The sequence below is a fragment of the Exiguobacterium sp. K1 genome (genome assembly GCF_033721435.1).
Taxonomy (GTDB): domain Bacteria; phylum Bacillota; class Bacilli; order Exiguobacteriales; family Exiguobacteriaceae; genus Exiguobacterium_A; species Exiguobacterium_A artemiae.
The window spans coordinates 436231-447211 of the sequence record NZ_JAOTIT010000001.1 but is presented as its reverse complement, the minus strand read 5'-3'; the positions used below and the strand labels follow the sequence as shown (position 1 = coordinate 447211).

11 protein-coding genes are annotated in these 10981 nt (G+C 46.2%); all 11 read right to left on the bottom strand.

The window, feature by feature from the left end:
* Position 1 precedes the first annotated feature (1 nt).
* A complete protein-coding gene (gene fliF / locus N7U64_RS02200) occupies positions 2–1570 on the bottom strand; it encodes a flagellar basal-body MS-ring/collar protein FliF (RefSeq protein WP_318928253.1) in 1569 nt (522 codons plus the stop codon).
* Positions 1571–1598: 28 nt separating this feature from the next.
* Positions 1599–1886: a flagellar hook-basal body complex protein FliE gene (gene fliE / locus N7U64_RS02195; protein WP_012370750.1), complete on the bottom strand. Its 288-nt coding sequence runs from the start codon at positions 1884–1886 to the stop codon at positions 1599–1601.
* Between the two features lie 16 nt (positions 1887–1902).
* Positions 1903–2301, bottom strand: coding sequence for a flagellar basal body rod protein FlgC (gene flgC, locus N7U64_RS02190; RefSeq protein WP_026828004.1), 399 nt, complete (start codon positions 2299–2301; stop codon positions 1903–1905).
* Positions 2302–2304: 3 nt separating this feature from the next.
* Positions 2305–2670, bottom strand: a complete 366-nt coding sequence (gene flgB / locus N7U64_RS02185) for a flagellar basal body rod protein FlgB (RefSeq protein WP_234944526.1) — start codon at positions 2668–2670, stop codon at positions 2305–2307.
* A gap of 245 nt (positions 2671–2915) precedes the next feature.
* Complete coding sequence (gene codY, locus N7U64_RS02180; RefSeq protein ID WP_012370753.1) at positions 2916–3695, bottom strand: GTP-sensing pleiotropic transcriptional regulator CodY; 780 nt, start codon at positions 3693–3695, stop codon at positions 2916–2918.
* 16 nt (positions 3696–3711) lie between these two features.
* Entirely contained in the window at positions 3712–5082 is a 1371-nt protein-coding gene (hslU, locus tag N7U64_RS02175; RefSeq protein ID WP_012370754.1) for an ATP-dependent protease ATPase subunit HslU, read from the bottom strand.
* Complete coding sequence (hslV, locus tag N7U64_RS02170; RefSeq protein WP_012370755.1) at positions 5075–5626, bottom strand: ATP-dependent protease subunit HslV; 552 nt, start codon at positions 5624–5626, stop codon at positions 5075–5077. Before hslV ends, hslU begins: the two co-directional genes overlap by 8 nt.
* A gap of 13 nt (positions 5627–5639) precedes the next feature.
* A complete protein-coding gene (locus N7U64_RS02165; protein WP_318928244.1) occupies positions 5640–6518 on the bottom strand; it encodes a tyrosine-type recombinase/integrase in 879 nt (292 codons plus the stop codon).
* 171 nt (positions 6519–6689) lie between these two features.
* On the bottom strand, positions 6690–7994 hold the full coding sequence (gene trmFO / locus N7U64_RS02160) for an FADH(2)-oxidizing methylenetetrahydrofolate--tRNA-(uracil(54)-C(5))-methyltransferase TrmFO (protein WP_012370757.1): 1305 nt from the start codon (positions 7992–7994) through the stop codon (positions 6690–6692).
* Between the two features lie 3 nt (positions 7995–7997).
* A complete protein-coding gene (gene topA, locus N7U64_RS02155) occupies positions 7998–10094 on the bottom strand; it encodes a type I DNA topoisomerase (RefSeq protein ID WP_290828824.1) in 2097 nt (698 codons plus the stop codon).
* 47 nt (positions 10095–10141) lie between these two features.
* Positions 10142–10969 carry a DNA-processing protein DprA gene (locus tag N7U64_RS02150; protein ID WP_318928238.1) on the bottom strand — a complete coding sequence of 276 codons (828 nt, stop codon included), beginning with the start codon at positions 10967–10969 and terminating at the stop codon, positions 10142–10144.
* Positions 10970–10981 lie beyond the last annotated feature (12 nt).

Genomic DNA, 10981 nt, shown 5'->3' with positions numbered 1-10981 from the left:
ATCAATCCTCCGCTAACCAGGTGCGTAACAACTTCGCAAATTCATCCGGATTGGATGCGGCAAGCTTCTCAAGCTGTTTCCGTTTGACCGTTCCTTCACTTGTGTCCTCTGTCGACAGTTCAGGAATCTCTGTCTCAATCGGAGTCCATTCTTCCAGTTCCTCAATTTCAGCTGTTCTTCTTCTACGCATCAACAGGAAGATGGCTCCTACTACGACCAGTGCTGCAGCACCTAATGCAAACCAGACCCACATCGGTGTTGTTTCCGTTGTGACTGTCTGTTTCGGTGTCACGGCAAACGGTCTTGACATGACGACGACTTTATTCGCAAGTTCTGCATCAGTCAAGGTCGTTTTCGCATCGGTCTTCGTCAATGAAGTCCGGATGATTGAATACATCATCGTCTGCAGATCAGTTTGAAGTTGCGGATCAATCTGATTTTGTCCTTTAGGTGGCTCGACGATGACTTGAATTCCTAAGTCACGGATTTCATAAGGAGCACCGGTAATCTGTTTGGTGATCCGGTTGACTTCATAATTGATGATATCGTGTGTCTTTTCACTGGTATCACCTGTTGTCCCTGTACCTTGCGGGAAATTGATCGTCTCATTTTCACCCGTTCCTGCAGTTCCTTCGTTGGCAGCACCGGTGTATGCTTCGGCAACTTTTTCTGCCGATGTAACAATTCCCTCGATTTTATCGGGATCAACCGGTTCGACCAGTTTTTGTTCTTCTTGACGTTGCGTGACATCGACGTCTGCCGTAACAGAAACCAATGCTTTTTGCGGACCAAGAACAACCGACAACATTTGCTGAATTTGTTGACGCAAATCTTTTTCTGTCGTTTTCTTCAGCTGCATCGGATCCGTTCCGCCCGCAGTCTGTGCTCCCTTGCCCGGTTCATAATACGTAAAGTACTGATCCATGATGGTAATATTTTCTTCTTTTAAATTCGGGATACTTTTCGCAATCAGATGATACAACCCTTGAACTGTCTGCTGATTCAAGTCACTGCCGGCGCTCGATGTCAAAACGACTGAGACAGTTGACGTCTCTTCTTTATCTGACAAGAAGACACTCTTTTCCGGTAATGTAATCATAACTTTTGCTGCATCGATTCCATTGACTTGTGTAATCAGGTTTTCTAACTCCGTCTGCATCGTGTCCCGCTCGAGAATATTCATTTCCTTATCCGTTGTTCCAAAACCGGCGTTTTCACTAAAGAAGGAATAATCGATTTGTCCTGATTTTGGTATTCCGGCTGTCGCCAATTCAACTTTTAAGTTTTCGGCACTTTCTTCTGGTACAAGAATCGTTACACCATCTGTTCCACTGACGACTTCAGACTTTACACCGTCTTCATTTAATTTCTCCGTCACTTGACCTGCCTCTTGGGGAGACAACTTCGAGTACAGCGGTGTCATCGTCGGTTTACTTAGCCAAATCGCTGCAACAATGATCGCAGCGATTAAAAATAAGATGATTCCGATGATTGTTGCCTTTTTGACGAGCGACCATTCCTGCCATGTTGTTTTTAATGCGCCAAAGCGCGTTTTCAGTCCTTCATTCATCAAACATCTCCCACGCTTTCCTTAACAATCACAGTTGCATACGCATCATTTCTTGGTATGCTTCGATGCCTTTATTTCGGACTTCGATAGCGAGTTGCATAGAAAGCGATGCTTCTTCTGTTTTGATCATGATGTTATGTAAGTCCGTCGTTTTTCCAGTCGCAAGATCCACCCGTGCCTGCGATGAAGCTTGTTGTGCGTCATTCAGACCATTCATGGCCTGGCTGAGTACTTCACTGAAATCACTTGGTGTCGTTTTGGCAACAGATTGAGACGGTAAGACCATCTGCATGCTTTGAATCGGTTGAATCGCCATCGTGTCATCTCCTTCATTACTTGCCGATTTCCATCGCTTTGACTAACATTGCTTTTGTTGCATTCAATGCCGTGACGTTGGCTTCGTAAGAACGCGTCGCCCCCATCATATCAACCATTTCCTTCAATAAATCCACGTTTGGCATTTTAACGTATCCGAGTTCATCCGCATCAGGATGATTCGGATTGTATTCCAGCTTAAACGGTTCCTGATCTTTTCGAATCTCGCTGACTGTCACCCCGTTACCTGTTTCTTTCAAGACGGCTAACTTGCGGGCATATGGTTGCCATTCTCCGTTAACCAGCTCACCGCGTGTCGTCTGAGCATTGGCGATATTGGCAGAGACGGTATCAAGTCGCAGCCGCTGTGCCGTCAGTCCTGTTGCCGATGTATGAAAACCTGAAAACATACTCATGGTTTAACGTCCTCCCCGGATGACAGATTGAATACCGGAAAATTTTCGATTCAATTGTTCGACCAGTGCTTCGTACTCAATTTGATTGCGTGATAATTCAGACATTTCGAGGTCAATATCGACCCCGTTGCCATCGTTACGCATAGCAGACGATTGTTCAACGATACTTCCTGAAGTACCGATTGTCGCGTGTCGTTTTAGACTCATCTTCATTTCGGAGTCCAACACATCGCTGAACACGACACGTTTTGCTTTATATCCCGGCGTATCGACATTTGCAATGTTTGTTGAAATTACTTTCTGCGCTGCCACCGTCCGATCGACGGCCTGTGTCATTGTTGCATAATCTGAACCAAGCCAGTTCATCATTCAACCTCCACCCCTATTTATCTCGTAAAACTTAGTATTATACCGTAAGCGGTTAGTAACATATCTGAAATAATTGAAACAAATAGGTCAATGTTTGAAAAGAAGTTTTTTGAAAAATAGGGGAATGAGATGTTAATATTTCGCTTTTTAAACCCTTTTCTTATAAAAATGATAAATAATACCTATAAAAAAAGAAGACCTAGTACATTACTAGGTCTTCTTTAAAATTCTAGCTTTTCCTTTTTTTAGTTCGATTTAATACGCTCTAACTCATAAAGGAAATTATCGTTTAAAATTTTGATATACGTTCCCTTCATCCCAAGTGAACGGGACTCGATGACACCGGCGCTTTCAAGCTTACGCAGGGCGTTGACGATGACGGAACGGGTAATACCGACACGATCGGCAATTTTAGAGGCGACGAGTAACCCTTCGTTTCCGTCCAATTCCTCAAAGATATGTTCAATCGCTTCAAGCTCCGAATAAGATAAGGAATTGATCGCCATTTGGACGACGGCTTTTTTCCGCGCCTTATCTTCCGCTTCATGGGCTTTCTCGCGTAAGATTTCCATTCCGACGACGGTTGCTCCGTATTCAGCAAGGACTAAGTCTTCTTCATTAAAGTCTTCGAGCATCCGGCCAAGGACAAGTGTTCCAAGGCGCTCCCCGCCACCGATAATTGGAACGATTGTCGTTTTTGAAGTTTCAAACATATCACGGTTATCGATTGGGAACGCTGTGTGCTCACTGTCAATCGCGATGTTCGCAGTCGTTTCCGTGACGTTAAACAATTTTTTGGTGTAATCTTCCGGGAACTGGCGCTCTTCGAGGAATCCACGAATCCGTGCATTCTCGATTTGTTGTTTAATTGCAATCCCTAACAACTTTCCACGACGGCTGACGATAAAGGTATTTGATTCCATGACTTCGCTTAACCGATCTGCCATGACCTTAAAGTCGACATGTGTGCTTGCTTCTTGTTGTAACATCGTGTTGAGCTTTCGTGTTTTTGCCAGTAAATTCATGATTTTCTTCCTCCACTTATAAGATGAACTGACTTAAGTCACGATCATCTGCTACTTTTCCGACGCGGTCCATGACATATTGAGGTGTGATGGTGACGTCTGTCTCCGGCATCTCTGCCGCTTCAAACGATAATTCTTCTAATACACGTTCCATGATGGTATATAAACGGCGAGCACCGATATTATCTGTTTCATCATTTACTTGTGCCGCAATCCGTGCAATTTGACGAATCGCGTCTTCCGTAAATGTGACATGGACTTGCTCTGCCCCAAGCAACGCTTTATATTGCTTGAGCAATGCTTGGTTTGGTTCTGTCAAAATTTTGACGAAGTCATCTTCCGTCAGACTGTCGAGTTCGACCCGAATCGGGAAACGTCCTTGTAACTCCGGAATCAGATCGGATGGTTTTGCCATGTGGAAAGCCCCGGCTGCAATGAATAACATATGATCGGTCTTCACAGGACCGTACTTCGTTACGACAGTCGAACCTTCGACGATTGGAAGGATATCACGCTGGACACCTTCGCGCGATACACCGGCGCTGTCTTGTCCCTTCGTGGCAATCTTATCGATTTCATCAACGAAGATGATACCCATCTGTTCTGCACGACGAACGGCTTCATCATGGACTTCATTTAAATCGAGTAAACGTTCTGCTTCTTCTGCTGTCAAAATCGGACGTGCCTCTTTAACGCTCAGCTGACGTTTTTTTGTTTTTTTCGGCATGACTTGTCCGAGCATATCCTGCAGATTCGCAAGACCTTCCATACCTTGTTGTCCGGAGAACAAATCCATTTGACGTTCTTCAATGTCAACATCAATCATGCGGTCTTCTAGTTGACCTTGGAACAGCTGTTGTCGAATGACAGAGCGATCGGCGGTGTCATTCGCAGTTTCTTGTTCAGGCGGTTTTTGGGTGCCACCGAATAACATCTCGAATGGATTTCCTCCACCGAGACCTGTCGACGCTTTTTTACCGACAAGTGCATCCACAATCCGTTCATTCGCGACCGCTTCAGCCCGTTCTTTTAAAGCTTCCTTTTTCTCATCCTTGACGAGGCGGAGTGAAGCTTCGACTAGATCACGGACCATTGATTCAACGTCCCGACCGACATAACCAACTTCTGTAAACTTCGTCGCTTCAATTTTAACGAATGGTGCGCGGACCAGTTTAGCAAGTCGACGGGCAATTTCTGTTTTCCCGACACCAGTCGGTCCGATCATCAGGATATTCTTTGGTGTCACTTCATCACGCAGGCTCGGGTCGAGCAGTTGCCGGCGGTAACGATTTCGAAGTGCAATCGCGACGGCTCGTTTTGCATCCGCCTGACCAATGACATGTTCATTTAGTTTTTCCACGATTTGTCTCGGTGTAAATTCATGCATCTGCACTTCCCCCAATCGTTTCTAAAATGATTTGATCATTTGTGAATACACATAACTCTCCTGCTGTTTCAAGAGCTGCACGGGCGATTTGCTCAGCCGTCATATGTCCGGCATGCCGAGCAAGTGCCCGACCCGCTGCCAAAGCATAGTTGCCGCCTGAACCGATGGCTAAAATGCCGTCATCCGGTTCGATTACTTCTCCATTACCGGAAACAAGCAGTAAATGTGTTCCGTCCATGACAAGCAACAAGGCTTCGAGTTGGCGTAACATTTTATCGCCACGCCATTCCTTTGCTAATTCCACGGCTGCCCGTTGCAGGTTCCCGTTGTACATCTCAAGTTTTGCTTCAAACTTTTCGAATAGCGTAAACGCATCAGCTACACTTCCGGCAAATCCTGCAATCACTTTTCCACCATAGAGACGCCGGACTTTTTTTGCACTTTTCTTCATGATGACCTGATTACCGAAAGTCACTTGTCCATCTCCGCTCATGGCAGATTGACCGTTATGTTGAATCGCAAAAATCGTCGTTGCATGAAACATCCTATTTCCTCCCTTAGGCACGCGGATGCGCTTGCTGATAAACATGTCGTAGCCGCTCCGTCGTGACGTGTGTATATTGCCCTGTCGTCGATAATGAAGCATGCCCAAGCAATTCTTGCACCGCTCGTAAATCTGCTCCACGTTCCAGTAAGTCGGTCGCGAAACTATGTCGTAAAGCATGTGGTGTCACATGTTTCGATAAAAAGGGGTCTGCCTTTTTTAAGATTTTCCGAATCCCGTCCGTTGTCAGACGACGGCCTGAACGGGAAAGAAAAACAGCTTGTTTTTCGTCCTCGGTTGGTTGTCGTTCCGCCAAATAGTCGGTCAAGGCTTTTCTCGCAAATGATCCGATCGGTGTAATCCGCTCTTTTCGTCCTTTTCCGTATACATGAACATATTCCAAGTCCGAATCTAAATCTTTTACGTTCAATCCGGCTAATTCACTGACACGCATCCCTGTTGCATACAACAACTCAATCAATGCCACATTCCGTACACCTAGTGCATCCGACGTTCGGAAAACTTCTAAAAATCGTTCATATTCTGATGGGACTAAAAACGTCGGCAGCGTTTGGACACGCTTTGGTGCCTTCAATCCTTCAAATGGATTCACATCATTTGTATCCCGTGTCACAAAACGCCCGAACTGTTTCAAACAAGATACTTTTTGAGCGATCGTTGATTTAGATGCTTTTTGGTCATAAAGAGCAAACAAATAACGCCGTGCAGTTGCCAATTCAATCGATCCCAGCTGATGATCGAGGCAAAAAGCGGCGTATTGTCGAAGTGTTTGATCATAAGAACGGCCCGTATTTGGAGATAATTGACGTTCGATGTGTACATACCGTAAAAACGATTTTCGCAGTACGTCAAACTCTGAGTCTACTCCCATGGATGAGCCCCCTTCTAACCATTTCATACTCGAATCGCCCTTAGCATAGCACACCGTAAGTAGTCTGACAATAGACCAAAAATCGGAAAAATGACAAAATTATCACGCTTTTATGACAAATTAAGAAATGGGAGAAAAGAACGCTGAATTGCGCCTTCTCCCCCATCCCACTTACATATCGGTAAAGTCTTTAATCGCTTCTAATGCCCGCTCGGCAAGGAGCGCGTATTTTTCAGGTTTCTTCATACGACCTGTCTGTCCGACAAGTCCCGGTACCAATCCGAAGTTTGCGTTCATCGGCTGGAAGTTCTTTCCTTCCGTCGTCGTGATGTAATGTGCCATTGCCCCCATCATCGTCTCTTTCGGGAAAGCGACCGGTTCCGCCTCATTGACGAGACGTGCCGCATTGATTCCTGCCGTCAAACCCGATGCCGCCGATTCAACGTATCCTTCAACCCCTGTCATCTGACCGGCAAAGAACAGGTCATGACGTGTCCGCGTTTGATACGTCGGTTGCAACAGGTTCGGTGAATTGACGAACGTGTTCCGGTGCATGACACCGTAACGGACGATTTCGGCATTTTCAAGACCCGGAATCAAACGGATGATCCGTTTTTGCTCGCCCCACTTCAAATGCGTTTGGAAACCGACCAGGTTAAAGAGTGTCCCGGCTGAGTTATCCTGACGCAATTGAACAACGGCATACGGACGTTTACCGGTTTTCGGATCTTCGAGACCAACCGGTTTCATCGGTCCGAATAACAGTGTCTTCGGTCCGCGTGACGCCAGTACTTCAAACGGCATACACCCTTCGAAGTAGATTTCCTTCTCGAATTCCTTTAAAGGAACGACTTCCGCTTTGATCAACTCGTTATGGAAATGCGTAAACTCCTCTTCTGTCATCGGACAGTTCAAGTAAGCCGCTTCTCCTTTATCGTAACGTGACTTTAAATACACCTTATCGCGGTCAATCGTATCACCGTCAAGAATCGGCGCGGCAGCATCAAAGAAGTACAGATAGTCTTCTCCGGTAAACTGCTTCAGTGATTCGGACAAAGCGGCACTTGTAAGGGGACCTGTTGCAACGATGGTCGGACCTTCCGGAATCGCTTCAAGTTCTTCATGATGAACCGTGACGTTTGGATGATTTTTTAATGTTTCCGTCACATATCCGGCAAAGTCATGCCGGTCGACAGCGAGTGCTCCGCCTGCCGGCACACTTGCCAAGTCAGCTGCTTTCATGATGAGTGAGTCAAGTTGTCGCATTTCTTCTTTTAATACGCCGACTGCATTCGTCAGTTGATTCGCCCGCAGTGAGTTCGAGCAAACGAGTTCGGCAAACTGATCCGTATGGTGAGCAGGTGTCTGCTTGACTGGTCGCATTTCATATAAATCTACTTGTACACCGCGTTTCGCAAGTTGCCATGCTGCTTCGGAACCTGCGAGTCCGGCGCCGATTACGGTTACCCGTTTCATCGGTCATTCCTCCTCTTGCTCCTGATCGATGCGTGTTTCATGATGTCCGCAAGACGTACATTCTACTTTCACACCGTTCTTGATTTTCTTTTGTACCATCATACTGCTACACACCGGACATGGTTCCTCGACTGGTTTATCCCATGAGACGAATTCACATTCCGGATAATTGGAACAGCCATAAAACAAACGGCCTTTTTTACTCCGGCGTTCGACGATCTCACCTGTTCCGCAAGTCGGACATTTGACACCGATTTCAACTTGAATCGGTTTGGTGTTCCGACATTCCGGGAAGTTCGAGCACGCCATGAATTTGCCGTAACGGCCCATCTTGATGACCATCGCGTGACCGCAGACTTCACAATCTTCTCCGGCCGGTTCATCTTTGATTTCGATTTTTTCGATTTCGGCTTCGGCACGCGTCAGTCGTTTTTCGAACGATTTATAAATCGGATCGACGACTTCGGTCCACTGCATGTCACCTTTTTCAATCGCGTCAAGTAAGGCTTCCATATCCGCCGTAAATTGAACGGTGATAAATTCTTGGAAATAATCACTGATCATGTCGATGACCAGCTCTCCGAGTTCAGTCGGCAGGAATTTTTTCTCTTCCAACGTCACATAGCCGCGTTTTTGAATCGTATCCAGTGTCGGGGCATAGGTCGACGGACGACCGATTCCGAGTTCTTCCATCGCCCGGACGAGGCGTGCCTCTGTATACCGCGGTGGTGGTTGCGTAAAATGCTGTTTCGGTTCAATCATTTCCTGTTCCAAGACTTCCCCGTCTTCAAGCGGCGGTAATAAACCGTCCTTGACGTCCGTTACCGTCTCATCATCTGTGTCTTCAATATAGACTTTCATGAATCCGGCAAATTTAACCGTTGAACCGTTTGCGCGGAACATGACATCGTTTGAGACCAAATCCACTTTTACGGTATCGAGAACAGCCGGAGCCATCTGACTGGCAACAAACCGTTCCCAAATCAATTTGTACAACCGGAACTGATCCCGGGACAAATATGATTTTACAAGCTGCGGGTCACGCATCGTCGACGTCGGACGAACAGCTTCGTGGGCATCTTGTGAATTCGCTGCTTTTTTCTCTTTCCGTTTTTCAACAGCAATGTATTCTTTTCCGTAGGCATTTTCGATGAATCCTTGCGCTTCGATGTTGGCGGTCTCGGATGTCCGGGTTGAATCAGTCCGCATATACGTAATCAGACCTACCGTACCTTCTTTTCCGAGCTCGATTCCTTCATATAACTGCTGGGCAATCATCATCGTCTTTTTCGCACGGAAGTTCAGCTTACGGGCTGCTTCCTGTTGGAGCGAACTCGTCGTAAACGGCAAGGCCGGATTACGCCGGCGTTCTTTTTTCGTCACGGAATCGACCGTAAAGGACTTGGATAGTTTAGCCAATACTTCATTGACTTCTTCTTCCGAGTGCAGTTCACGTTTCTTTCCGTCAATTCCGTAAAAATTCGCTTCCAGCTTTTCGCCGTTTGCATCAAGCTCCAGTTTGATCGTCCAATATTCTTCCGGTAAAAAGGCGTTGATTTCCTGTTCGCGGTCGATGATCATCTTCACGGCAACCGATTGAACACGTCCTGCTGACAAACCTTTTTTAATTTTCTTCCAAAGTAACGGACTCATGCTGTAACCGACAAGACGGTCCAAGATACGCCGTGCCTGTTGTGCATCGACAAGATCGTAGTTGATCTTGCGGGGTCTCTTGAACGAATCTTTGATGGCGTCTTTTGTGATTTCATTAAAGACAACCCGGCATTCTGTCGATTCATCGACACCGAGGGCTTTCGCTAAGTGCCAAGCGATCGCTTCCCCTTCACGGTCCGGGTCGGCTGCGAGATAAATTTTTTGTGCTTTTTTAGCGGCCGTTTTCAATTCCTTTAAAACCGGCCCTTTACCACGAATCGTAATATACTTTGGTTCATAGTCATGTTCTACGTCAACACCCATTTGACTTTTCGGTAAGTCGATGACATGTCCCATCGAAGCTTTCACGGTATAGTTTGAACCGAGATAACGTTTGATGGTTTTTGCCTTTGCAGGTGATTCGACAATTACTAAATATTTTGCCATTACAATCGCTCCCTATTAGAGGCGTACTCGTATTTTAATCTCACTTATCATAGTAGTCTCGATTCCCATTTGTCAACGTTCATCAAGATACTTTTTGAAACTTCTTCCGGATTTAAGAGTGGAATCGCGCCTTCTGCAATCAATTGATTTGTTCCTTGAAAGTGTTTTTCCGTCGGACATCCCGGAATGCAGTACACGTCTTTTCCTTGTTCAAGCGCATGTCCGGCTGTATTCATCGTCCCACTTTTCCGTGTCGCTTCGACGATGATCAATCCTGATGCCAAACCTGAGATGATCCGGTTTCTTTCTAAAAACTGATGTTTTTTGACGGGTCTAGGAGCAGGATATTCCGATAAAAGCAGTCCGTCTTGTTGAATCCGTTGAAACAACGGCGCATGCCTTGCAGGATATAAAAAGTCAAACCCGCTCGCTAGTACGGCAATCGTCGCCTGATGATGTTTGAGGGAAAGACGGTGTACGAGAGAATCAATACCAAGTGCGCCACCCGACACGGTAACGAACGGCGATTCAAAAAATGGACGTAAGAAAGATAGACGTTTTGAGTGAGAAGGAGAAGGTTGACGGCTTCCGATGATACTGATCATCGGCTGTCTCAATAAGGAAGGATCACCACTGAAGAAAAGTCCATAGACGGGTTGAGGAATCTGAAGTAACGGCATTGGGAAATACGGATCTCCCGGAACAAGAAGGTTCGTTGGGACTTGATCCAATTGTAGGGCTTGCTGATAGCGGTTTTTGATGGATCTCGACACAGGCAAATCCTCTACCGGTAAAAGACCGTACTGCTCGATCAAGACAACGATTGAATACGGAACCCGGCAAGTCGCAAAACGTGCATACAGTTCTCTCTCCATTCATTACGCTCC

Excerpts from the sequence above, each read along its gene's own strand:
- flgC (WP_026828004.1), bottom strand. The coding sequence starts at position 2,301 with ATGAGTATGTTTTCAGGTTTTCATACATCGGCAACAGGACTGACGGCA.
- fliF (WP_318928253.1), bottom strand. The coding sequence starts at position 1,570 with ATGAATGAAGGACTGAAAACGCGCTTTGGCGCATTAAAAACAACATGG.
- N7U64_RS02150 (WP_318928238.1), bottom strand. The coding sequence starts at position 10,969 with ATGGAGAGAGAACTGTATGCACGTTTTGCGACTTGCCGGGTTCCGTAT.
- fliE (WP_012370750.1), bottom strand. The coding sequence starts at position 1,886 with ATGGCGATTCAACCGATTCAAAGCATGCAGATGGTCTTACCGTCTCAA.
- topA (WP_290828824.1), bottom strand. The coding sequence starts at position 10,094 with ATGGCAAAATATTTAGTAATTGTCGAATCACCTGCAAAGGCAAAAACC.
- trmFO (WP_012370757.1), bottom strand. The coding sequence starts at position 7,994 with ATGAAACGGGTAACCGTAATCGGCGCCGGACTCGCAGGTTCCGAAGCA.
- N7U64_RS02165 (WP_318928244.1), bottom strand. The coding sequence starts at position 6,518 with ATGGGAGTAGACTCAGAGTTTGACGTACTGCGAAAATCGTTTTTACGG.
- hslV (WP_012370755.1), bottom strand. The coding sequence starts at position 5,626 with ATGTTTCATGCAACGACGATTTTTGCGATTCAACATAACGGTCAATCT.
- codY (WP_012370753.1), bottom strand. The coding sequence starts at position 3,695 with ATGAATTTACTGGCAAAAACACGAAAGCTCAACACGATGTTACAACAA.
- flgB (WP_234944526.1), bottom strand. The coding sequence starts at position 2,670 with ATGATGAACTGGCTTGGTTCAGATTATGCAACAATGACACAGGCCGTC.
- hslU (WP_012370754.1), bottom strand. The coding sequence starts at position 5,082 with ATGCATGAATTTACACCGAGACAAATCGTGGAAAAACTAAATGAACAT.